The sequence below is a fragment of the Sphingobium sp. CFD-2 genome, from assembly GCF_024611135.1.
GTDB classification, from domain to species: Bacteria; Pseudomonadota; Alphaproteobacteria; order Sphingomonadales; family Sphingomonadaceae; genus Sphingobium; species Sphingobium fuliginis.
Genome location: NZ_CP084405.1, coordinates 2,152,597 through 2,174,357 on the forward strand (window position 1 = coordinate 2,152,597; position 21,761 = coordinate 2,174,357).

The window sequence follows — 21,761 nt, forward strand, 5'->3', positions numbered from 1 at the left end:
CCGCCAAAGACGATGGAGGGCAACGCCCACAGGACGCCGCAACGCTCCGCGCCCACAAAAGGAAAGGCCCGGTGAATTCCGGGCCCTTTTCTAAAAACCGATTGAATAACTCAGGCGCTTGCGCCGACTGGCTTTTACTTGCTCAGATCGGCAAAGCGCTCCCCATCCTGAGCCTTGGCGACGGCAAGGTCCACAGCGCCGCGAACATGCGCGGCTGCAACCTGCTGGCACTTCTCGATCGCGGCCGTGGTATCGTTGAGCGGGCAGACCTTTGCCGCGGCACGCCGTATCCGGGCATTCAGGACGCGTTGGTCGCTCGTCTTCGACAGGTCCAGATCATGATAGCTGACCTCGACACTCTTTCCGTTGGACTCGAATTCGATGGCGGAAGCCGTGCCGGCGGCGCCCATGGCGGCCATGGCGGCGAGAGCAGCGGTGAACTTGATGGCGATCATGGCAATTGTCTCCTCAACGCTATGCTTTTGTCGGCCTGGCCGCGTGGGGCGCGGTGCAGACCTCAAGCGAAGAGAAGAGAAGGCCTCAACAGATCATCGTCTCTGTCTTCGCCCATTTTGTTTAGGCGCATTGCAAATGCATCGCTTTTCGCTTTCGACCGGCGCCTGTCCCTGTCGGCCAACGGCGCTCCTGTCGACCAAATACAGTCTGACAGGGACGAACGACAATTTTACGACAGAAAAACAACTGTTCCGTAGCGTAAAATTACAATTGTTCAACAATTCGCGCACGTAAAAACACCCCCGGCGCAAGGGAAAGGCCGGGGGTGCATCCAGGAAGCTGTCGGGCTCTCCGGGATCTCTTTCAATCATCTTGCGGCGATACGGCCCGGGGCCGGTCGATCCATAGCCAGATCGTCGCCATGTCGAACCGCATCATAGCGCGGGTGCGCAACGACCGTTTTCCCCATTCGATGATCCGCCCATCCATCACGCCCGGCAACATCAGCCGTGGACGAACGGACGACATTCTTCCACGAACGACATCACCGCCCCTGCGCGGCAAGCTGCGCCCGCAAATTGGCGAGCGTCCGCGCATCGACGACCGGCCGCTCCGGCGCCTCCTTCCCCTCGCGCAGCTTGCCGCGGTCCTTCTCCGGCGGCTCCACGACGCGCACCCTGACCGGCGCATGGCCCGTCGCCCGGATCCCCAGCTGCTCCGCCGCCCCGCGCGACAGGTCGATGATCCGCCCCCGCCCGGCAAAGGGCCCGCGATCGTTGATCCGCACCAGGATCGTCCGCCCCGTCTCCAGCGCCGTCACCTCGACATAGCTCGGCAGGGGCAGCGTCGCGTGCGCCGCCGTCACCGCCTTCGGCCGAAAGCGCTCGCCATTGGCCGTCCGGTTCCCGCTCTCCCCGCCATACCAGCTCGCATAGCCCAGATAATCATAGCCCGGATCGGCGGCAGGCACATAGGTCACGCCCCTGACGCTATAGGGCTTTCCCACCCGCACCGGCACGTCGCTCACGGGCCGATAGCGCACCCCCCCGCCACAGGCCGCCAGCGCCATCGCGACGCCCAGCGCGCCGAACCGCATCCGAACAAAAGTCCCGCTCATCCCCGCCCTTTACCCCAGCCCGGCGCGGGGGCAAAGCCGCCGCCTTTTCCTTTCGCCGCACAGTCCCTATCTTGCGCCCGACCGGCCCTTGCCTCCCAAGAACAAATCTGGAACAACACGCCCCCATGAGTCTCACGCAAATTTCTCAGCAGAGGTCTGCCGAATGCTGACCACCATAAGCGTCCGCGGCGCACGCGAGCATAATCTCAAGGGCGTCGACGTCGACCTTCCGCGCGACAGCCTGATCGTCATCACCGGCCTTTCCGGCTCCGGCAAGTCCTCCCTCGCCTTCGACACCATCTATGCCGAGGGTCAGCGCCGCTATGTCGAATCCCTCTCCGCCTATGCGCGCCAGTTCCTGGAGATGATGCAGAAGCCGGACGTCGAACATATAGACGGCCTCTCCCCCGCCATCTCCATCGAGCAGAAGACGACCAGCCGCAACCCGCGCTCCACGGTCGCCACCGTGACGGAAATCTACGACTATATGCGCCTCCTCTGGGCGCGCGTCGGCATCCCCTATTCGCCCGCCACGGGCCTCCCCATCAGCGCCCAGACGGTCAGCCAGATCGTCGACCGCGTCATGCAGCTGCCCGAAGGAACGCGCTTCTACCTCCTCGCCCCCGTGGTCCGCGGCCGCAAGGGCGAATATCGCAAGGAACTGGCGGAGTGGCAGAAGGCCGGCTTCACCCGCGTCCGCATCGACGGCGAACTCTACGCCATCGAGGACGCCCCCGCCCTCGACAAGAAATACAAGCATGACATCGAAGTGGTGGTCGACCGCCTCGCCGTCAGCGACGACATGGCCACCCGCCTCGCCGACAGCTTCGAACAAGCCCTGAAACTCGCCGACGGCCTCGCCTATGTCGACCTCGCAGACGGCGCCGTCCCCGGCCGCGAGGTCGAAGCGGAATCCACCGGCAACCTCAAGGGCGCAGGCATCCCCGCCAACCGCATCGTCTTCAGCGAGAAGTTCGCCTGCCCCGTCAGCGGCTTCACCATAGCGGAGATCGAACCGCGCCTCTTCTCCTTCAACGCCCCGCAGGGCGCCTGCCCCGCCTGCGACGGCCTGGGCGAACGGCAGGAGTTCGACCCCGAACTCGTCGTCCCCAACGAAGCCCTCAGCCTCAAGAAGGGCGCCGTCGTCCCCTGGGCCAAGTCCAACCCGCCCAGCCCCTATTATATGCAGGTCCTCGGCTCCCTCGCGAAGGAGTTCGGCTTCTCCCTCGACACCCCCTGGGCCGACCTGCCGGGGGAGGTGAAGCTCATCATCCTCCACGGCACCGCCGGCCGGCCCGTCACCCTGCGCTTCGTCGACGGCAAGAAAAGCTATGAGGTGAAAAAGCCCTTCGAAGGCGTCATCGGCAATCTCAACCGCCGCCTCCTCCAGACCGAATCCGCCTGGATGCGGGAGGAACTCAGCAAATACCAGACCGCCATGCCGTGCGAGACCTGCCACGGCGCCCGCCTCAAGCCGGAGGCGCTGGCGGTGAAGATCGCGGGGGAAGACATCTCCATGTCCACCCGCCGCTCGGTGGTGGACGCGCTCGGTTTCTTCTCCACCCTCCCCAGCCGCCTCAACGATCAGCAGAACCAGATCGCCCGCGCCATCCTCAAGGAAATCGTGGAGCGCCTCGGCTTCCTCAACAATGTCGGCCTCGACTATCTGAACCTGGACCGCACCAGCGGCACCCTGTCCGGCGGCGAGTCCCAGCGCATCCGCCTCGCCTCGCAGATCGGCAGCGGCCTGTCGGGCGTCCTCTACGTCCTCGACGAACCCTCCATCGGCCTGCACCAGCGCGACAATGACCGCCTGCTCATCACGCTCAAGCGCCTGCGCGACCTCGGCAACACCGTCATCGTCGTGGAACATGACGAAGACGCGATCCGCACCGCCGACTATATCGTCGACATGGGGCCGGGCGCGGGCGTCCACGGCGGCACCATCGTCGCGCAGGGCACCCTCAACGAACTGCTCGCGCACAAGGACAGCCTGACCGCCGACTATCTGAACGGCGCCCGCCGCATCGAAGTCCCGCCCCGCCGCCGCAAGGGATCGGGCAAGAAACTCACCGTCCACAACGCCCGCGCCAACAACCTGCAAAATGTTACCGCCAGCATCCCGCTCGGCACCTTCACCTGCATCACCGGCGTATCGGGCTCGGGCAAGTCCAGCTTCACCATCGACACCCTCTATGCGGCGTCCGCCCGCACCCTCAACGGCGCGCGCATCGTCGCCGGCCCGCATGACAAGGTGACGGGCCTCGAACATTGCGACAAGGTGATCGACATCGACCAGTCGCCCATCGGCCGCACCCCCCGCTCCAACCCGGCGACCTACACCGGCGCCTTCACCAACATCCGCGACTGGTTCGCCGGCCTCCCCGAAGCGCAGGCGCGCGGCTACAAACCCGGCCGCTTCAGCTTCAACGTCAAGGGCGGCCGCTGCGAAGCCTGCCAGGGCGACGGCGTGCTCAAGATAGAGATGCACTTCCTCCCCGACGTCTATGTCACCTGCGACGTCTGCCACGGCGCCCGCTACAATCGCGAGACGCTGGAGGTGAAGTTCAAGGGCAAGTCCATCGCTGACGTCCTCGACATGACGGTCGAGGATGCGGTGGAATTCTTCAAGGCCGTCCCCCCCATCCGCGACAAGATGGCGATGCTGGCCGAAGTGGGCCTGGGCTATATCAAGGTCGGCCAGCAGGCGACCACCCTGTCCGGCGGCGAAGCCCAACGCGTCAAACTCGCCAAGGAACTCTCCCGCCGAGCCACCGGCAACACGCTCTATATCTTGGACGAACCCACCACCGGCCTCCATTTCGAGGACGTCCGCAAACTGCTCGAAGTCCTCCACGCCCTCGTCGAACAAGGCAACAGCGTGGTCGTGATCGAACACAATTTGGATGTCATCAAGACCGCCGACTGGATCATCGACATGGGCCCGGAAGGCGGCGTCAAAGGCGGCGAAGTCGTCGCCGAAGGCACGCCCGAAAAGGTCGCGAAGAACGCCCGGAGCTTCACCGGACGCTATCTCGCGCCGCTGTTGGGGATGGAGGCCGTTGCGGCGGAGTGATTGACTTGAACGATCTTAACTGGAAATTTTAATATTTTTCAGCAAGATGGTGTGCAGGTATAATTGGGGGGTTAAATGGAACTGGCTACTAAACTGGTCGAACTCGAAAAACGAACAGCCCAACATCGCGAGCTATTGCTAACCGAGGAAGCAGCCAAAACGGCGCTAGTGATGCCGTTTATCCAATCATTGGGATATGATGTCTTCAATCCGGCAGAAGTCATACCCGAGTTCACGGCAGACGTAGGGATAAAGAAAGGTGAGAAAGTTGATTACGCAATCTGCATTGACGGTCAGCTAAAAATTTTGATGGAATGCAAACCTTCCTCTGTTGACCTCGATCTCAAACATGCTTCTCAACTATTTCGCTATTTCTCAACAACAGACGCTCGCGTTGCGGTCCTAACGAATGGCGTTCAATATCAGTTTTATTCTGATATAGAACAACCCAATAAAATGGACGAAAAGCCATTTTACATCTTTTCCATGGATGGGATAAAGCGGACCGATCCGCCTATCTTAGAGAAATTTACACGTCAGCATTTTGATATCGACTCAATTGTCGCAGCCGCTGGTCGATTGAAGCTTGAATCACAAATGCGCATTGAATTGGAAAAGGAATTTGCCGACCCTTCGGATGACTTCATCAAAATGATGGCTGCAAGGGTGCAAGGAGGGCGTGTAACAGCATCCCTCAAAGAGCAATACCATGCTGTTCTTACGGCATCTATCGCCTCGATCATCAGAGACCGGGTCAACGATCGTTTAACATCGGCACTGAATGTCGCCAATCCGGCTTCCGAAATCATTGAGGAGGGTGGGTCTGATGACATGTCCGATGCGGCAGGCATCATTACGACGGATGATGAGATTAACGGGTTTCGTATCGTACAAGCCATAGCTGCACGACATGTAGATCCTAGTCGCGTGGTCATCCGGGATTCAAAATCATACTGCGCCATATTGCTAGATGACAACAATAGGAAATCTCTAGCCCGGCTCCACTTCAATAGCCCAACGACACGATATGTTGGCACGTTCGTTGACAAAGTAGAGACGCGGCATGCCGTTTCGTCCCTCACCGACATATACAAACTTGAGGAGTTAATCGTAGCGCGTATCACGGCTTTAGAAAGCGGGCCTGACAGCTAATCATACCATGCCTCAATATCGCTTGGAATTCACCGCCGCGCTGGAAATCTTCGCACAGATTTGTGATGCAATGGCCGCACGAGGCTTCACTCGACCTGTGCTGGTGGGAGGCGCGGCAGTAGAATTTTACAGCATGGGATTTATTACTACGGGCGACTTCGATCTCTGCTCACCGGCGCAGGATGCCCTCGAAGAAGAATTTCAGCGCTACGGGTTCGTCCGCCCCTCAGGACCAGGCCGTGCTACACGCGGGTGGGTTCATCCCGATCTCGGCCTCGGTTTCGAAGTCGTTGGCGACATGCCGCTCGACGGCGCTGTCACGCGCGACCATATCGCCCTTGTCGAGGATTTTGAAAATGGTCCGCCCTTTGCGATTATCTCTGTGGAAGATCTGATAGCCGACCGCATGGGCCAATATGCCTCCGGCACCGCCCGCGAGATGCTGGCGCAAGCAAAAACGCTGCTACGCCTTCACCCGGAAGCCGACATGGATTATCTTGAACGCCGCATCCGCCATGAAACTGGCGGTGATTTCGGAGCAGATGATGTCCTTGACCGACAAAACTGAGAATTGGCCCGGCCGCCGCATCGCCTTCAAAAGCTTTGCGGCCGATCTCGCGCGCCGCCGCGCCGAACTCGGTATCACCGACGCCGATATACCCCGCAACAGCGGCACCCGCCGCACAGCCAGCAAAAAGGCCCTCCTGAAAGCGATCAGGGACGCAGGCGGCAACTGGTAAATCCGACTCATCTAATTCGGACCAATTCAGCCGTTCCGTGATTGGCACAGACCGCGGCTACTGATATTTTCCAATCCATGACCAAACTCACTCCCATCGAGTCCGAGTTCGCGACCACCGAGGACGCCGAGGCTTATGACGCTTGGTTCCGCGCCAAGGTCGAAGCCGCCTTGGCCGATCCCCGGCCCGGCATCCCGCACGATCAGGTCATGGCGAAACTGCGCGCCATCATTGAGGCCAAGAAAGCCAAGCAGGCCTGATGCCGCACGTCATCTGGCGCCCGAAGGCGCTCGAAGATGCCGACCGCATCATCGACTATATCTCCGACCGCAATCCCGCCGCTGCCGCCCGCCTTGCCGATCTGTTCGAATATGCCGCTGAGCGACTGGCCGACCATCCCTATATGCATCGCGCCGGTCGCGTCCCGGATACGCGGGAAGCCATCGTTACCCCCAACTACGTCCTCGTTTACCGCGCAGGCGCAGACGTCATCGAAATCCTGGCCGTCCTCCACACCCGCCAACAATATCCTTGACTTCGTTCCCATTTTGTTCTGTCCTACACACCCTCCCCTGACATATCCTCCCGGCAAAGCACCTCACGGAAAAGGGCCTTGCCATGACCTGCCAATTCCCTCCCCTCCCCACCCCCGCGCAGCAGATCCGCGCCGACGGCTGGAGCCCCGCTCGCCAACGCACCTTCCTTGAAACCCTCGCCGCCACCGGCATCATTCTCTCCGCCTGCGAAGCCGCCCACATCAGCCCGCGCTCGGCCTATGCCCTGCGCATCCGCCGCGACGGCGCGGCCTTTCGCCTCGGCTGGGACGCCGCCATCCTCATCGCCCGCGCCCGCCTGGCCGACGATCTGCTCGCCCGCGCCCTCACCGGCCATGAGGAGGTGATCCGCAAGGACGCGCAAGCAGGCGAAATCACCCGCCACCGCCACGACAACCGCCTCGCCATGTCGATGCTCTCCCGCCTCGACCGCATGGCCGACAGCCCGCCGCAGGGCAGCGACGCCGCCCTCGCCCGCGTGGTGGCGCAGGATTTCGCCGCCTATCTCGACATGCTCTGTCCGGAGGATCAGGCGCAGGCCGACCGCCCCGACGCCCCGCCCCCGCCTCAGCCCATGGCCGCCGATGCGGACCACACCGCCCTGCCCGACCCCGCCGCCCCCGAAGAAACGCCCGCCATCGAACAGGCCGCCACCGCCTTGTCCCCCGGCGCCTCCGCCGCGCTGTTCGTCGCCGCGCGCCTGGCGCTGGGCGAGGGCGGCAAGGCCCCGCTCTTCCCCCTCGATGGACGGTGTGAACTTCGGCCCCTTCCGGCCGCTCCGCCGGTCGACCGCGCCAGTTTCCCGCCAGACGAAGCCGCCGCCCGGCTGCGCGGCATCTGGTGGGATGAGGAAAGGGACGGCTGGCGCACCGACTATCCCGCGCCGCCCGGCTTCGACGGCGACGAAAGCGACGCCTTCTACGACATCGACGCCTATGAGCGCGACCTGACGACGGCGGAGGAACAGGCGCTGGCCCTGCGCGTGGAGGCGGAGCGCCGCCCCTATGAACATGCCGCCGCCCGCGCCCGCGACGCCTTTTTCGGCTTCACCGCGCTGGCGGGAGCAGGATGATCGCACCCGCCGATTTGCTATTCCGCCCCCATGCCCCTATATGGGGAAGGCTATAGTCGCAAATCGACGGTCTTTCGGCGCTTTGCGGCACCAAACTTCCTTCTTTCCCTGCCCCTCTAGCGCAAGGCCCGTCCACACGGGACGCGCCCACGTAAAGAAGGAAATACCCCATGAGCATCATCGGAACCGTCAAATTCTTCAACGCCGACAAGGGCTATGGCTTCATCGCTCCCGATGACGGCAGCCCGGACGCCTTCGTCCACATCTCCGCGGTGGAGCGCGGCGGTCTCGCCACCCTGCGCGAAAAGGACCGCGTCTCCTACGATCTGGAGCAGGACAAGCGCGGCAAGATGGCGGCGGTGAATATCCAGCACGCGCAATGATGCGCCGCTGACAGGCCGGGCGCCGCCCACGCGGCGCCCGCCACTCTTGAAAGGAGCGTCCCATGGCCAACCCCGATTTCCGCGCCCTCGCCCGTCAGGCCCGGAACGAAGCCGACGCCGCCACCCTGGACAATGTCCGCCAGCGCTGCCTGCGTTCCGAAGCCGCCTTTCTGGTCATGGCCCGACGACAGGAATATGTCGACGAAAGCCGCGCCCGCCGCGCCGCCGCCACCAACTGAACGGCGCCGGCCGGCCCTGCCACTCTTCGCATCGCCGGCCCCGCTCGCCCTGCCGCACCGCGCCGGAACCGATCCGCGCCGCCAATGTTATCCTTGCAAATTCCCCACGGAACAAGGAGCCCCCACCCATGATCCGCACCCTGATCTTCGGCGCGATCGCAGGCTATGTCGGCAAGAAACTCTATGACGAAGGCAAGCTGACAGAGTTCAAGGACGACCTCGTCGCCCGCTACAACCAGGCCAAGTCGGACCTCGACCAGCGCCGCGACAGCGACAGCACGGTGACCAGTCCCAACCTCGCCACGCCCGCCGCCAGCACCACCGGCGCCGCGCCCGTGACGCCCTGACGGCCCGACCCTTTCCTTTCCAGCGGTGAACACCCTCTCCCCGCTGGCATCACTGCCCGCCCGGCTGCCTTTCCCCCCTTTTGGTGCCGCGGCGGGCAGACTATTTCGCGCAACTTCCTCCCTTCCCAAGGGTTGTCACCCCAGCAGGGAAAGCACAGGAGAAAAGGACAATGCGCACCCCCCTATTGGCAGCGGCGCTGCTTGCAATGCCGTTGACGGCCTGCGTTTCGGACGGTGACGGTGGCCGCTACGGCTACGACCGCCCCGGCTACGGCCACCGCCCCGGCGGCCGGCCCATCGGCGACAACGACTATATCTACCGCGACAATGACGGCCGCTATTATTGCAAGCGCGACGACGGCACCACCGGCACCATAGTCGGCGCGATTGCGGGCGGCGTATTGGGCAACATCATCGCCCCCGGCGGCTCCAAGACGCTGGGCACCATCCTGGGCGGCGCCGGCGGCGCGCTCGCCGGCCGCGCCATCGACAAGAACGACGTCCGCTGCGAATAGAACGAAAAAGGGCGCGGACCCAAAGGCCCGCGCCCTCCTTCTGAACCCCGACAGGGCTTACAGCTTTTCGACCAGCTCCGGCACGACCTTGAACAGGTCGCCGACCAGCCCGATGTCCGCCACCTGGAAGATCGGCGCATCCTCATCCTTGTTGATGGCGATGATGGTCTTGGAATCCTTCATCCCCGCCAGATGCTGGATCGCCCCGGAGATACCCACGGCAATATAGACTTCCGGCGCCACGATCTTGCCGGTCTGCCCGACCTGATAATCGTTCGGCACATAACCCGCGTCGACCGCCGCGCGGCTCGCGCCGACCGCCGCGCCCAGCTTGTCCGCCAGCGGGAAGATCGTCGCCTCGAACGTCTCGCCGTCCTTGAGCGCACGGCCCCCCGACACGATCACCTTGGCCGAAGTCAGCTCCGGACGCTCCAGCTTGGCGATTTCGGCCCCAACGAAGGAGGAAATGCCCTTGTCACCCGTCGAAGCCACCGCCTCGACAGTCCCGTTGCCGCCTTTCTTGGCCGCCTTCTCGAAAGCGGTGCCGCGAACGGTGATGACCTTCTTGGCATCCTTCGACTTTACCGTCGCGATGGCGTTGCCGGCATAGATGGGCCGGGTGAACATATCCTCGCTCTCGACCGACAGAATGTCGCTGATCTGCATGACATCCAGCAGAGCCGCCACGCGCGGCGCGATATTCTTGCCATTGCTGGTGGCGGGCGCGACGAACGCATCATGATGGCTCATCAGCTCAACGACCAGCGGCGCGACATTCTCGGCCAGCGCATGACCGAAGGCGGCGGCGTCGGCGACATGGACCTTGCCCACGCCCGCGATACTGGCGGCTTCCGCGGCAACGCCGCCGACGTCCTGCCCCGCAACCAGCAGATGCACTTCACCCAGCTTCGATGCAGCGGTGACGGCGGAAAGCGTCGCGTCCTTGACCGCGCCGCCCTCATGTTCAACCCAAACGAGCGTCTTCGTCATGCTGCAACTCCCAGAGCCTTGAGCTTCGCGACCAGTTCATCGACATCGGCCACCTTCACGCCGGCCGAACGCTTGGCCGGTTCGGACACCTTGATCGTCTCCAGACGCGGCGCAATGTCCACGCCGTAATCGGCAGGCGCCTTGGTCGCGAGCGGCTTGCTCTTCGCCTTCATGATGTTGGGCAGCGAGGCATAGCGCGGTTCGTTGAGACGCAGGTCGGTGGTGACGATGGCGGGGACGTTGAGCTTCACCGTCTCCAGACCGCCGTCGACTTCGCGGGTCACGCTGACCTTGTCGCCTTCGACCTCCACCTTGCTGGCGAAGGTGCCCTGCGGCAGACCCAGCAGGGCCGCCAGCATCTGGCCGGTCTGGTTGCTGTCGTCGTCGATCGCCTGCTTGCCCAGGATGATCAGGCCAGCGCCTTCCTCTTCCTGCACCTTGGCGAGCAGCTTGGCCACGCCCAGCGGTTCGACCTCATCGTCGGTCTGGATCAGGATCGCCCGGTCGGCACCCATGGCCAGCGCCGTGCGCAGCGTCTCCTGCGCCTTGGCAACGCCGATCGACACCGCCACCACCTCGGTCGCCACGCCCTTCTCCTTCAGGCGAATGGCTTCCTCGACCGCGATCTCGTCGAACGGGTTCATCGACATCTTCACGTTCGCCAGATCGACGCCCGTCCCATCCGCCTTCACCCGAGGCTTCACATTATAGTCAATCACCCGCTTCACGGGCACAAGGATCTTCATCTCCAACATCCTTCCTTCATTCACGCCAAGCCCGCAAATGCGACGGCAAATGCAAGCAGGGGCGCGGGCAGCCCGTCTCCGGACCACCCGCACCCTTTTGGTGTCTTGTTCAGGCGAAAAGCTGCGTCAGGCTGCCTTCCTCACTTCCGCCACGATCTTCTTGGCCGCGTCGCCCAGATCGTCCGCCGGGACGATGGCCAGGCCCGACTTGGCCAATATGTCCTTGCCCTGCTGGACGTTCGTGCCTTCCAGGCGGACGACCAGCGGAACCGACAGGTTCACATCCTTGGCGGCGGCGACGATGCCGTCGGCAATGATGTCGCACTTCATGATGCCGCCGAAGATGTTGACCAGAATGCCCTTCACCGCCGGGTCCTTCAGGATGATCTTGAAGGCCGCCGTCACCTTTTCCTTGGAAGCGCCGCCGCCGACGTCCAGGAAGTTGGCCGGGAATTCGCCGTTAAGCTTGATGATGTCCATGGTCGCCATGGCAAGACCCGCGCCATTCACCATGCAGCCGATATTGCCGTCCAGCTTGATATAGGCGAGGTCATATTCCGAAGCCTCGACTTCCGCCGCATCTTCCTCGGTCAGGTCGCGCAGTTCGACGATGTCCTTGTGACGGAACAATGCGTTACCGTCGAAGCCGACCTTGGCGTCGAGGACGAGGAGGTTGCCCTGCTCGGTGACGGCCAGCGGGTTGATTTCGATCTGCGACGCGTCGGTCGCCAGGAAAGCGTCGTAGAGCGACGAAGCGACCTTGGCGGCCTGCTTGGCCAGGTCACCGGTCAATTCCAGCGCGGCGGCAACGGCCCGGCCATGGTGCGGCATGAAGCCGGTGGCCGGGTCGACGGCGAAGGTGTGGATCTTCTCCGGGGTCGAATGCGCGACTTCCTCGATGTCCATGCCGCCTTCGGTCGACACGACGAAGGCCACGCGGCCGGTCGCACGGTCCACCAGCAGGGCGAGGTAGAATTCCTTCGCAATATCAGCCCCGTCGGTGATGTAGAGGCGATTGACCTGCTTACCTGCTTCGCCGGTCTGCACCGTCACCAGCGTGTTACCGAGCATGTCGGTGGCGTGAGCCTTCACCTCGTCCAGGCTGAAGGCCAGACGGACGCCGCCCTTCGCGTCGGGACCGAGTTCCTTGAACTTGCCCTTGCCCCGGCCACCAGCGTGGATCTGCGACTTCACGACATAAAGCGGCCCGGGCAGCTTCTTGGCGGCTTCGACCGCTTCATCGACGGAGAAAGCGGCGTAACCGGCGGCGATCGGCGCGCCGTACTTCGCCAGCAGTTCCTTCGCCTGATATTCGTGGATGTTCATGGGGCTCGCCTGTCCTTTCCGCTGAAACTCTTGTGCCCAGCGGCTAAGCACAGGCAAAAGGGCAACACCAGCAAATTTCGCAAAATGACTTTGCAAAATTGCAAAACCTTTGTAAAGCGCAGGCCTTGTTTATTGCGAAATCAGCCGTCCATGGCGCAGACGATCGCCGCCTTGCTGGTCACGGCAAAGATCTCCGGATCCTCCAGCGCGCGGACCTTGAAGAGGAACCGGTCCACCGTCATGTCCCCCATGTGAGACTTGCGGAGCGATGCCAGCGACTGAAGCCTGCGGAGCTGCGTCAGACTCAGCCGATCAACCATCCTTTCGGCCATGCAGCCGGCCATGCGGGGCGATATACCCGCATCGATCAGCCCGGTGCGAAGGCGCGATTCGGGAGAGACCGTCGCGCAAGACATGAGGAGGAGCGAAGCGCCCAGCCCGCAGGCCAGCGAACGGAGGGGGATGGTTGTCATCCCTCCTTCATGGCAAGCATGGTCTGAACAGAGGCTAAATGCTGGCCGCGCCCAAGGGAGAAAAAGAGAGATGGACAGGATTTTCACGGCCTTTGCCCACCGGATCGCAAGCTGGTCGGGCCAGCCGGCCGCCTTCATCCTGGCCGTGCTGGTGATCCTGGGCTGGATCGTGACCGGCCCGATCTTCCATTATTCCGACACCTGGCAGCTCATCATCAATACGGGCACGACGATCGTCACCTTCCTGATGGTCTTCCTGATCCAGAATGCGCAAAATCGCGACGGCTCCGCCATACAGGCGAAAATGGACGAACTGATCCGCGCCGTATCGACGGCGCGGAACGAGTTCATCGGCATCGAACATTTGACCGAAGCGGAACTGGAGAAGATCAAGACGGTGCTGGAAAAGGAATGTGGCGACAATGAAACGCACCGCGAGTCGATAGAACGGCTGATCGAACGCCGCTAATGCGCCAGGTCGACCAGCCTTTCATTCTCACGGCGATAGGCGTCGATCTGATCGGTATAGCCGCGCGCAAGGCCTTCATAGGCCTCCCGGCCCTTCACCGACCGGCTCATCTGCGCGCGAATCAATGCAACTTGCTGTCTGTGCAGCAGATAGTTGACATCCATCTCCCCATTCATATTCACCCTCCTACCTGATCGCTGAAAGAGATTGGTTGGGGTTCGCATCCTGTGCGAGTCGCTCTACGGCGCGGTGACGATAGCATCGGCCCGATGGCCATGCGATTCCATCCGGCGCATGCGGAGAGCAGCCTGCCGGATATTCCCCCCCTCAAAAGCGGGCCGCCTTGCAAAAGGAGGCTATCCACAATGGGTCAAAGCAGCAGCAAGCCAGCGAGAATGGCGGTCTTCGCCTGCTCGATGAGCAGCGAGGGCCTGAAAGCCACTGTTGGGGAAGGCTGGGGATCAATAAAAATTATTACGACTATGAAATGATTATTTGTTTGAGAATCAATTCTTTGCTGTCATAGCCACTCGTCGGGAACAGGGGGAGCTCGATCCGTGGAGGCAATGATCTTCGCTTATCTGGCGAGGGTTCATCATGAAATTCTGCTGTTCGCGGTGGTGGCGCTGGCGATCGGTGGCATGGACGATTTCATCATAGACCTGGTCTTCCTGTGCCGAAGGCTGTGGCGCAAGCTGATTGTCTATTCCCGTCATCGACGAATGACGACCCTCACCCTGCCCGCCTCCCCGCAACCCGGCCGCATCGCCATCTTCATCCCAGCCTGGCAGGAAGCCGATGTGATCGGCCCGATGCTCCGTAACGCGCTCAGCCACTGGAGGGACCAGGACTATCGGATCTTCGTGGGCGCCTATCCCAATGACCGGGCGACATTGGATATTCTCACGCCCTTGGCCGGTCGGGAAACGCGGTTGATCCTGTGCATCAACGAACGAAATGGGCCAAGTACGAAAGCCGATTGCCTGAATGTGGTCTGGCGCGCCATGCTGCGGGAGGAAGAGCGCACGGGGGTCCGGTTCAAGGCGATCGCCCTGCACGATGCGGAAGATGTCGTCCATCGCGACGAGATCAGGCTTTTCGACCTGATGATGGACCGGTTCCAGCTCGTTCAGCTCCCGGTCCTGCCCCTGCCCGGCCAGGGCGGCTGGTGGTCGAGGGCCATAGCCAATCATTACTGTGATGAGTTCGCGGAAAGACACGCTGCATTAGCGTAATTGTGAAATCCGCTCTGCCCCGGTCGCCATCGCAAGGATTTCATCCATCTGGCGCACGACTTCCACGATGACGCCGCGCTTCTTCTCCAGATTGGGATGCACCACAACGCGGGCGATCATAGCGCGCAAGCGAGGGACTGCCTCCAGCCTCGCCTCGGGTGCCGCAAGGGCCTGATCCAACTCCTCTACTTGGCGCCTGTAAACTTCCTCCATGTGTGGGTGGAGCGTGAGAACGGTTGGCACAGCATCCATGTTCGCCAGCTCGCGGGTAAGCTGATCAACATCCTTCCGCGCGCTGGCCAGCATTTCCCGGATTTCGTCGAATTCACTACCGCCCTCGGCGAAGGCCTTCAGCATGCGCTCCTTACGCCGTTGCGCTTCTGCCAGCTTTCGTTCGACCTTCGCGCGATCACGGCCGAGGTCAGCGGCGGCGCGAGCGAAGTCCCGGTGATATTCGCGCAGATAGGCGCTGACGGCATCCGGCGCGAGCATCCCGGCTTTTAGGTCTGCAAGCACGCGGCGCTCAAAGTCCTCGGTGTTGATGAGGCGATTGTTTGTGCAAGCGCCCCCGTAGCGCTTCACGCTGCACCCCCAATGATTGCTGGTCGTGCGGACGAAATTGGAGCCGCAGACGCCGCAAAATGCCAAGTTCGACAGTATGTGCTTCGGGCGGCGCGCCCGGTGCGGCTGGACGGTGCTGTTCGCCTCCAGCTGGTCCTGGACCTTCTGCCATAGCGCGTCATCGATGATGCGCATGTCGGGCACCGGCACCCGCATGACATCCTCTTCCGTATTGTAGCGCATGAGCCGACGGCGGGTCTGCGGGTTGACCACCTGGCGGCTCCGTCCATAGGTCAGCACGCCGATGTAGATCTCGTTGCGCAGGATGCCGCGCTTGTGATTCTTCTCCCCATGAAGCGCTGTGCTGTGCCACAGCTTGCCTCTTGGCCCTGGTATGCTTTCCGCGTTCAAATCGCAGGCGATGGCGAAGGGGCTCTTGCCGCTCGCATATTCCGTGAAGATGCGGCGAACGATCTCCGCTTTCTCAGGATCGATGTCGCGCAGACCGCGAATGACGCCGCCTTTGTCATCCAGCTTGTTCGCCTGAACATAGCCATATGGAATGCCGCCACTTGCCCTGCCCTGCTTCACGGTGCCGATCTGGCCGCGTCGCACGCGCTTCGCGAGATCTGTGCGAAACTGCGCGTCCATGAAGCCCTTAACTAGGCCGATCATGGGGGTGACGGTGCCATCAAACAGTGTGAAAAGGCGCGCGCCAGCAAACTCGATGCGTTCGCGCAGATTGTGGGCATCTGCGACATGGCGCGAGATGCGATCGGTCGACTCGGCAAGTACCTGGTCAACGCCGCCCGCCTCTACCATGCGCATCATCGCATTGAGACCGGGCCGCTGATCTTCGCCAATGCCGGCGGCTCCGGAGATGGCCGCATCTTCGAACGTGCCGACAACCGTCCAGCCTTCCTGCTCAGCGCGCTGGCGGCAGAGGGCTATCTGGTCCGTCGTGGACCGAGGGTTCTGATTTTCATTGCTGAACCGGGCGTAGATGACCGTCCGCATCGCTATCTCCATTCAGGCCGCCTCCTCGCGCGGCGCGAAGGGCGGCAATGTCTCTTGCAACCTGCGCGCGCGCAAGTGCCTCTACAAAGGCGATCAATGCGGTATCGCTGGCCTTATTGATGCGAGCCGGGGCGTTCATGCGGCAGCCCTCACCGGCTGGGACAATTGGACATGGCGCTTCACAAAGTGAGCGATGCCGGGCCGGTCACTGCTGGGTAGATCGCGCCGATACCATTTCAGCAGATCAGCGAAGCACCAGTAGCGGTCCCATTCGGCAAGAAATGGAGCGGCGGCAGCGCCATAGCGCTCAGCGATATGAGCGATTGGCATTTCGCGCTGCCATGCATCGCGGACGCTGCTGTCAGCAGCTCTGAACGCTTTATGCAATGCCCGTTCGGCGCGGCGGGTGCTATCCTCCAGCGCAGCGAGCTTCTCTTCCAACGTCGCGGCTTCGACCTCCCTTCGTTCCAAGCGAACGACCCAATGCCAATCTGCGGCTATGGCGCGCCACACGCGAATTTCGCGCGTTGCTTGATCAGCCGATATTTTTCCAGCTTCGATCAGCGCGGGATACTGCGCCTCCCGCCTTTCGACTGCTGCGCCTGCTTCCTCTGCAAGAACGATGTAGCTAGTGAGGCCGCTCATGGTGCCTCGCCCTCGCTGTGACACATCAGCGAGCATTCGATGTCCGGCTCGGTCAGAATGTTGCCACGGCTCGGGTCGAGTTCATCGAGGAAAACTCGTCCCTCTGCCTTGGTCTTAATGCATGTTGCACCGATTTTGCGCTCGATCTTCGCCATGCGGTCAAAGGCCTCCGGAAAATGGCGCCGGATCATATTCCAGTAGCCCATTCCGCCCTTCGGACAGCCGATGCAGTTGTTGTTCTGGAAGCCGAGCCGATACATCATCGGTATCTCAATACCGGCTTGCCGGATCATGGCTTTGCAGTCAGCTTTAGTCAGACCTTGGTCGATCAGCGGCGTCTCAAGATAGACCTCGAAATTCTCCTGCCGAAATCGGTCGGCCCGCTTCTTCTCCTCTGCGGTGTATCCGAAGACCTGGATGTCATCGGGGCGCTGGAAGGTGAAGCGCAGGGCGCGCTTCATCTCTCCCGTGCATTTCGCGCCGTCGGGGCCGACGATATAGCGCTCACGGAGCATCACGTCCCAAGGGTCAGCATAGTAGCGGCTGGACAGCTCGACTATCTCGCGGTCAAACCAGCGCTCGCAATCAGCGAGGAAGCGCTTATTGTCGGGATGCTCGCCCTTGGGGTTCGTGTAGGCGACGACAACACGCTCGCGGTATTTGTCGATCGCTAGCTTGGTTGCAACTGCTGACGCCGCGCCGCACGAGAACCAGCTGACCACCCGTGAGACGCTGGTGGGCGCAGGCGCATCGAACAACCGGAATTGCGGCTCTGCTTCGGTCACAGCGCAAGCCTCCGCTCGATGAGGTCGGCGGGCAGCCCGGTGACACGCTCAAGCTCGGCACGGAACGCGTCGCGTGCCATCGACTGGTTCTCCAGTTCCTCGGAATATCGGCCGATCAAGCCGGTGTTCTGGGCTGCCCGAGCAGCAAGGCTCGCAACGTGGCCCGTGACCATTTCGAGGTGGAGACCGGCCATGCCGAGCGATGAAAGATGCGCGCCGGTCATGCCCAGATCGCCCAGGCAACCAGAGCGACAGACAAGACCAACGCGGCCAGCGCAATGATCATGTAGGCGAGCGCGTTGGCTTCAGCCCGGCGGGCTTCCCGCAGCGCGCTATGTGCGTTCAGTTCGATGTAGGACATGCTCACCTCTCAAGTAGGAATGAGAGGCAAATAGTAGGACTTGTCCTACACTGTCAATGGGAAAGTAGGATCAGTCCCATCCCGGATCATAGTCGGGATAGAACTCTGGCTCTTCTGGGGGGCCTGACGGAGGCGGAGGCAGGCGCAATTCGGCTCCATCAAGCGCAATTCTGATCAATGCGCCTCGGTGCGTCATGCATTGAAAGACGGCTGCTGTGATGCGGGCGCGCGAGAGATAAGCGCGAATCAGCGGCGCGCGGTCGGCGCGGACATATCCGAGCTGAATGCCTCGGCAGCTATAGATCGCGACTGCTTGCGGGTCGGCCGGGTTCTTCGGCTCCGGCTCAAGCAGCACCGGCTCCCCTGGCGAACACATCGCTAATTCAAACCGTCGAGGAGGCCCCTTCTTATTGGGGTAATCGAGGCCCGCGATGTCGAGGCTCATCTGGTCGATCAATGGAGAGGCGGCCTAGATCTCGCGGCCGAACCAGATTACGCGGCCATGGATCGCCAGTTCGTCCGCCTCGATCGTGTAGTTGTCCACTGCTGGGTTGTCCGAGATGATCGAAACCCGCCCACCTTTCTCCATCCGCAGGCGCTTGATCGCAGCAGCCCCATTGATGGCAATCGCGTAAACGCGATCCTGCATGTTGAGCATGTGCTGCGTCGTGTCGATCATCACGACATCACCTGGGAAGAGCGTCGGCTGCATACTGTCACCCACGCCCCGAGCGAGTTTCAGCCGGTGATAAGGGGCACGGCTGATCCTATTCAAAAAGATTGGATCGAAGCGGATCGGCTCCTGCTCGATATAGCTTTCCAGCTCGGTGCCTGGCCCCATGGAATAGGATAGGTCAAGCGACGACAGCTCCACAGTGTGATCGTCGGCACCGATGCTACGCGTGAGCGGGATGTCCGGGGCAAGCACGACGGGCTTCGGCGGGGTCGGAGCCGATGCTTCGTAAGCCAACGGCTCCACCTCCTCGCCGTTCGCCGCTCTCGTGATCAAATCGAGCGGCTGCGCAAGCGCCGTCGCCATATGTCCAAGCATAGTAATGCTGGGATTGAGGCTCTTCCCGCGTTGAAGATCGTAGAGCGGCTTGCCCTTTGTCCCCGACAGTTCCTGAATTTTCTTGTCGTAGTGATCACGCGCGCGGGGCGCGGCTTCGATCGCCTTTCTGATGAAGGTTTGCAGGGCATTTTCAGACGGTTCGCTCATGTGGGACAAATCCCACAACGGCGGCCGGTTGGAAATGCTGGGACCATTCCCATCTTTCCTACTTGACGGTGGGATCATTCCTACAATATTCACGCCGCATGTCCCGCTACCATTCAGACCTTGTCGCTGACATCGAGGCGTTCGCTTCGCAGCATGACATGCCCGAAACGACCTTTGGCCGCCGTGCCATGGGTGATCCCCACTTCATGCGCGATATTCGCCGTGACCGATGCCTTCGCCCTGAGAGCGTCGAGAAGGTTCGCCGCTTCATGCGCGACTATGCGCAGGCCGCGCAGGACAGGTTAGCGTCCGCGCTCGTGGTGTAATTTCTGGTGTAGATTGAGATGATCGCATGGGGTGGGGCATGCCCCACCCCATGCGATTTCGATCTCGGTGGCCACCGGGCTCATCGGTAAGGTGGAGTTACCACACTTCACACGCCCACCGAGGAGTTGATCCCGATGACCGACGACAGACTACCGCTTGCCGAGCTGATGGCGAAGACTGGAGATGGAGATTTCCTGCGCACGATCGCCGAGAGCGTATTACAGATCATCATGGAGGCCGACGTCGATGGCCTGGTCGGCGCTAGCCGACACGAGCGCTCCGGCGACCGGACGACCTGGCGGAACGGCTACCGCGACCGCAGCCTCGATACCCGGCTCGGCACGCTCAACCTGAGGATTCCCAAGCTACGGACCGGCGCCTACTTCCCTGGCTTCCTGGAACCCAGGAAGACCGTCGAGAAGGCGCTGGTCGCGGTGATCCAGGAGGCGTGGATCGCCGGCGTCAGCACCCGGCGTGTCGACGAGCTGGTGCAGGCCATGGGCATGACCGGCATCTCCAAATCCTCGGTGTCCAAGCTGTGCAAGGATATCGACGAACGTGTCCATGCCTTCCTTAAGCGGCCGCTCACCGGCGACTGGCCCTACCTCTGGCTCGATGCTACCTACCTCAAGGTGCGCGAGGGCGGGCGGATCGTCAGTGTCGCCGCGATAATAGCCGTTGCCGTCAACACCGAGGGCAAGCGCGAAATCGTTGGCCTTCACATTGGACCCTCCGAAGCCGAGCCATTCTGGTCGAGCTTCCTCAAGGACCTCGCACGCCGCGGACTGACCGGCGTGAAGCTGGTCATCTCCGATGCCCACGAGGGCCTCAAGGCAGCGATCACTCGCGTGCTCAGCGCCACCTGGCAGCGGTGCCGCGTCCACTTCATGCGCAATGCCCTGGCCTACGTGCCCAAGGGCCAGAACACCGTCGTCGCCGCTGCCATCCGCCAGGTCTTCCTCCAGCCCGACCATGCCGCCGCGACACAGGTCTGGCGCCAGGTCGCCGACCAGTTGCGTACCCGCTGGCCAAAGCTCGGCGCCTGCATGGACGATGCCGAGCACGACGTGCTGGCCTACATGACCTTCCCCGAGCAGCACCGCGTCAAATTACATTCCACCAATCCACTGGAACGCCTGAACAAGGAAGTGAAGCGCCGCGCCGATGTCGTCGGCATCTTCCCGAACGAGGATAGCATCATCCGCCTCGTCGGCGCCGTCCTGCTGGAGCAGAATGACGAATACCAGCTCCAGCACCGCTACATGCAGATCGAGGGCATGGCCGCCCTTGCTACACCAATGATCGAGGAGGCACAGCCGCTACAGATTACACCCAAGGCCGCCTGAAAATGCAGCCCGCTGGCCACACCCAATTCTACACCACATTGACGGACGCGACCCAGGACAGCGCACCCGGCAAAAACCGGAACTTTGCCGCCCCGGAAAGTGAGGCGGCATGATGCAGCGCTTCAAACCCATTGCGTGGCTGCCTGGTTCGCCTCGTCAAGCCGAAGGCACGGCGGCGCACCCGTCGCTTAAAGCCCAGCGCGTCGAGCTTCAGCGCATCGAAGCGGCCTGCGCTACCATCGGTGACCCGGCAGCTGATGAGGCTGATCTGCGCGCCGCCTTTCTGGCGATCGGCTCCGCCCTGTGTACCGAAAAGCAGCGCTCCGCTGCGCTCTATCAGCAGGTGCAGTCGCTGGAGAGCGAACTCGCCCGCCTCAAGAGCGAGGTTCCCGCATGATCCCCTTCAGCCATTCCATGCCTTCGGCCAGCGCCTCACCGCTCGCCATGTCGACATCATTTTCCGACTTCAACAAATCGTCCATGCGTCGGCTGACGCGGCGCTCGACTGCGGCGCTGAAGTCTGGACCGAACCGTTCGTCGAGTTCGCGCAGGATCTCCGCAACGACGAAAAAGCCGGTGACGGCCTCCGAGGCGGTATCGCTCAATTTCC

General features: G+C 62.0%; 30 protein-coding genes and 1 pseudogene. 16 read left to right on the forward strand and 15 right to left on the reverse strand.

Annotated elements, in window-relative coordinates:
- Nucleotides 1-134: 134 nt before the first annotated feature.
- Nucleotides 135-455, reverse strand: coding sequence for a UrcA family protein (locus LDB29_RS10485; RefSeq protein WP_037484333.1), 321 nt, complete (start codon nucleotides 453-455; stop codon nucleotides 135-137).
- 545 nt (nucleotides 456-1,000) lie between these two features.
- Nucleotides 1,001-1,573 carry a septal ring lytic transglycosylase RlpA family protein gene (locus tag LDB29_RS10490; RefSeq protein ID WP_099185667.1) on the reverse strand — a complete coding sequence of 191 codons (573 nt, stop codon included), beginning with the start codon at nucleotides 1,571-1,573 and terminating at the stop codon, nucleotides 1,001-1,003.
- A 163-nt stretch (nucleotides 1,574-1,736) separates the two neighbouring features.
- On the opposite strand from LDB29_RS10490, the gene uvrA reads away from it, so the two are divergent.
- From uvrA to LDB29_RS10545, 11 genes are all read left to right on the forward strand, one after another.
- Entirely contained in the window at nucleotides 1,737-4,649 is a 2,913-nt protein-coding gene (gene uvrA / locus LDB29_RS10495) for an excinuclease ABC subunit UvrA (protein ID WP_257554093.1), read from the forward strand.
- A 75-nt stretch (nucleotides 4,650-4,724) separates the two neighbouring features.
- On the forward strand, nucleotides 4,725-5,801 hold the full coding sequence (locus LDB29_RS10500) for a type I restriction endonuclease (protein ID WP_044662616.1): 1,077 nt from the start codon (nucleotides 4,725-4,727) through the stop codon (nucleotides 5,799-5,801).
- A 7-nt stretch (nucleotides 5,802-5,808) separates the two neighbouring features.
- A complete protein-coding gene (locus tag LDB29_RS10505) occupies nucleotides 5,809-6,369 on the forward strand; it encodes a hypothetical protein (protein ID WP_099185665.1) in 561 nt (186 codons plus the stop codon).
- The gene (locus tag LDB29_RS10510) at nucleotides 6,353-6,541 is read left to right on the forward strand and encodes a hypothetical protein (protein ID WP_257554095.1); all 189 of its coding nucleotides are present in this window, start codon (nucleotides 6,353-6,355) and stop codon (nucleotides 6,539-6,541) included. The genes LDB29_RS10505 and LDB29_RS10510 overlap by 17 nt, the downstream gene beginning before the upstream one ends.
- Nucleotides 6,542-6,618: 77 nt before the next feature.
- On the forward strand, nucleotides 6,619-6,801 hold the full coding sequence (locus LDB29_RS10515) for a hypothetical protein (protein ID WP_044662618.1): 183 nt from the start codon (nucleotides 6,619-6,621) through the stop codon (nucleotides 6,799-6,801).
- A complete protein-coding gene (locus LDB29_RS10520) occupies nucleotides 6,801-7,076 on the forward strand; it encodes a type II toxin-antitoxin system RelE/ParE family toxin (RefSeq protein ID WP_099185663.1) in 276 nt (91 codons plus the stop codon). Before LDB29_RS10515 ends, LDB29_RS10520 begins: the two co-directional genes overlap by 1 nt.
- An 83-nt stretch (nucleotides 7,077-7,159) precedes the next feature.
- Nucleotides 7,160-8,167, forward strand: a complete 1,008-nt coding sequence (locus LDB29_RS10525; RefSeq protein ID WP_099185662.1) for a hypothetical protein — start codon at nucleotides 7,160-7,162, stop codon at nucleotides 8,165-8,167.
- A gap of 170 nt (nucleotides 8,168-8,337) precedes the next feature.
- Nucleotides 8,338-8,550 carry a cold-shock protein gene (locus LDB29_RS10530; RefSeq protein ID WP_007684722.1) on the forward strand — a complete coding sequence of 71 codons (213 nt, stop codon included), beginning with the start codon at nucleotides 8,338-8,340 and terminating at the stop codon, nucleotides 8,548-8,550.
- Nucleotides 8,551-8,612: 62 nt separating this feature from the next.
- Nucleotides 8,613-8,789: a hypothetical protein gene (locus tag LDB29_RS10535; RefSeq protein WP_165363300.1), complete on the forward strand. Its 177-nt coding sequence runs from the start codon at nucleotides 8,613-8,615 to the stop codon at nucleotides 8,787-8,789.
- A 128-nt stretch (nucleotides 8,790-8,917) separates the two neighbouring features.
- Nucleotides 8,918-9,136, forward strand: coding sequence for a hypothetical protein (locus LDB29_RS10540; RefSeq protein WP_025550213.1), 219 nt, complete (start codon nucleotides 8,918-8,920; stop codon nucleotides 9,134-9,136).
- A gap of 170 nt (nucleotides 9,137-9,306) precedes the next feature.
- Complete coding sequence (locus LDB29_RS10545; RefSeq protein WP_025550214.1) at nucleotides 9,307-9,651, forward strand: glycine zipper 2TM domain-containing protein; 345 nt, start codon at nucleotides 9,307-9,309, stop codon at nucleotides 9,649-9,651.
- A gap of 57 nt (nucleotides 9,652-9,708) precedes the next feature.
- On the opposite strand, the gene LDB29_RS10550 is transcribed toward LDB29_RS10545, so the two are convergent.
- The 4 genes from LDB29_RS10550 to LDB29_RS10565 all read right to left on the reverse strand — a co-directional run bounded on the left by LDB29_RS10550 (nucleotide 9,709) and on the right by LDB29_RS10565 (nucleotide 13,186).
- Nucleotides 9,709-10,641, reverse strand: coding sequence for an electron transfer flavoprotein subunit alpha/FixB family protein (locus tag LDB29_RS10550; protein WP_025550215.1), 933 nt, complete (start codon nucleotides 10,639-10,641; stop codon nucleotides 9,709-9,711).
- Entirely contained in the window at nucleotides 10,638-11,387 is a 750-nt protein-coding gene (locus LDB29_RS10555) for an electron transfer flavoprotein subunit beta/FixA family protein (RefSeq protein WP_025550216.1), read from the reverse strand. Before LDB29_RS10555 ends, LDB29_RS10550 begins: the two co-directional genes overlap by 4 nt.
- 126 nt (nucleotides 11,388-11,513) lie before the next feature.
- Nucleotides 11,514-12,713 carry an ADP-forming succinate--CoA ligase subunit beta gene (sucC, locus tag LDB29_RS10560; protein ID WP_025550217.1) on the reverse strand — a complete coding sequence of 400 codons (1,200 nt, stop codon included), beginning with the start codon at nucleotides 12,711-12,713 and terminating at the stop codon, nucleotides 11,514-11,516.
- A gap of 140 nt (nucleotides 12,714-12,853) precedes the next feature.
- Nucleotides 12,854-13,186: a hypothetical protein gene (locus LDB29_RS10565; protein WP_257554102.1), complete on the reverse strand. Its 333-nt coding sequence runs from the start codon at nucleotides 13,184-13,186 to the stop codon at nucleotides 12,854-12,856.
- A gap of 70 nt (nucleotides 13,187-13,256) precedes the next feature.
- On the opposite strand from LDB29_RS10565, the gene LDB29_RS10570 reads away from it, so the two are divergent.
- Entirely contained in the window at nucleotides 13,257-13,655 is a 399-nt protein-coding gene (locus LDB29_RS10570) for a low affinity iron permease family protein (RefSeq protein ID WP_025550219.1), read from the forward strand.
- On the opposite strand, the gene LDB29_RS10575 is transcribed toward LDB29_RS10570, so the two are convergent.
- Nucleotides 13,652-13,831: a hypothetical protein gene (locus LDB29_RS10575; protein WP_025550220.1), complete on the reverse strand. Its 180-nt coding sequence runs from the start codon at nucleotides 13,829-13,831 to the stop codon at nucleotides 13,652-13,654. The genes LDB29_RS10570 and LDB29_RS10575 overlap by 4 nt on opposite strands.
- A 390-nt stretch (nucleotides 13,832-14,221) precedes the next feature.
- Between LDB29_RS10575 and LDB29_RS10580 the strand changes: the two are divergent.
- A pseudogene (locus LDB29_RS10580) lies at nucleotides 14,222-14,875 on the forward strand (glycosyltransferase); the annotation flags it as partial.
- Between the two features lie 6 nt (nucleotides 14,876-14,881).
- Here LDB29_RS10580 and LDB29_RS10585 read toward each other — a convergent pair.
- The 7 genes from LDB29_RS10585 to LDB29_RS10615 form a co-directional block, all read right to left on the reverse strand.
- The gene (locus LDB29_RS10585; protein ID WP_257554105.1) at nucleotides 14,882-16,480 is read right to left on the reverse strand and encodes a recombinase family protein; all 1,599 of its coding nucleotides are present in this window, start codon (nucleotides 16,478-16,480) and stop codon (nucleotides 14,882-14,884) included.
- Nucleotides 16,481-16,603: 123 nt separating this feature from the next.
- Nucleotides 16,604-17,113 (reverse strand): hypothetical protein, encoded by a 510-nt coding sequence (locus LDB29_RS10590; protein WP_257554106.1) that lies wholly within the window; start codon nucleotides 17,111-17,113, stop codon nucleotides 16,604-16,606.
- Nucleotides 17,110-17,898: a hypothetical protein gene (locus LDB29_RS10595; RefSeq protein ID WP_257554108.1), complete on the reverse strand. Its 789-nt coding sequence runs from the start codon at nucleotides 17,896-17,898 to the stop codon at nucleotides 17,110-17,112. Before LDB29_RS10595 ends, LDB29_RS10590 begins: the two co-directional genes overlap by 4 nt.
- Nucleotides 17,895-18,122, reverse strand: a complete 228-nt coding sequence (locus LDB29_RS10600; protein WP_257554110.1) for a hypothetical protein — start codon at nucleotides 18,120-18,122, stop codon at nucleotides 17,895-17,897. The genes LDB29_RS10595 and LDB29_RS10600 overlap by 4 nt, the downstream gene beginning before the upstream one ends.
- The gene (locus LDB29_RS10605) at nucleotides 18,119-18,259 is read right to left on the reverse strand and encodes a hypothetical protein (protein WP_257554111.1); all 141 of its coding nucleotides are present in this window, start codon (nucleotides 18,257-18,259) and stop codon (nucleotides 18,119-18,121) included. The genes LDB29_RS10600 and LDB29_RS10605 overlap by 4 nt, the downstream gene beginning before the upstream one ends.
- Nucleotides 18,260-18,329: 70 nt before the next feature.
- On the reverse strand, nucleotides 18,330-18,704 hold the full coding sequence (locus LDB29_RS10610; RefSeq protein ID WP_257554112.1) for an HIRAN domain-containing protein: 375 nt from the start codon (nucleotides 18,702-18,704) through the stop codon (nucleotides 18,330-18,332).
- Nucleotides 18,705-18,728: 24 nt separating this feature from the next.
- Nucleotides 18,729-19,478 carry a S24 family peptidase gene (locus LDB29_RS10615; RefSeq protein ID WP_257554113.1) on the reverse strand — a complete coding sequence of 250 codons (750 nt, stop codon included), beginning with the start codon at nucleotides 19,476-19,478 and terminating at the stop codon, nucleotides 18,729-18,731.
- A gap of 98 nt (nucleotides 19,479-19,576) precedes the next feature.
- Here LDB29_RS10615 and LDB29_RS10620 point away from each other — a divergent pair, with 98 nt between their 5' ends.
- The 3 genes from LDB29_RS10620 to LDB29_RS10630 all read left to right on the forward strand — a co-directional run bounded on the left by LDB29_RS10620 (nucleotide 19,577) and on the right by LDB29_RS10630 (nucleotide 21,548).
- Nucleotides 19,577-19,804: a hypothetical protein gene (locus LDB29_RS10620; protein ID WP_257554114.1), complete on the forward strand. Its 228-nt coding sequence runs from the start codon at nucleotides 19,577-19,579 to the stop codon at nucleotides 19,802-19,804.
- A gap of 135 nt (nucleotides 19,805-19,939) precedes the next feature.
- On the forward strand, nucleotides 19,940-21,151 hold the full coding sequence (locus LDB29_RS10625) for an IS256 family transposase (RefSeq protein ID WP_011950834.1): 1,212 nt from the start codon (nucleotides 19,940-19,942) through the stop codon (nucleotides 21,149-21,151).
- Between the two features lie 109 nt (nucleotides 21,152-21,260).
- Complete coding sequence (locus tag LDB29_RS10630) at nucleotides 21,261-21,548, forward strand: hypothetical protein (protein WP_257554115.1); 288 nt, start codon at nucleotides 21,261-21,263, stop codon at nucleotides 21,546-21,548.
- Here LDB29_RS10630 and LDB29_RS10635 read toward each other — a convergent pair.
- Complete coding sequence (locus tag LDB29_RS10635; protein WP_257554116.1) at nucleotides 21,526-21,756, reverse strand: hypothetical protein; 231 nt, start codon at nucleotides 21,754-21,756, stop codon at nucleotides 21,526-21,528. The genes LDB29_RS10630 and LDB29_RS10635 overlap by 23 nt on opposite strands.
- Nucleotides 21,757-21,761 lie beyond the last annotated feature (5 nt).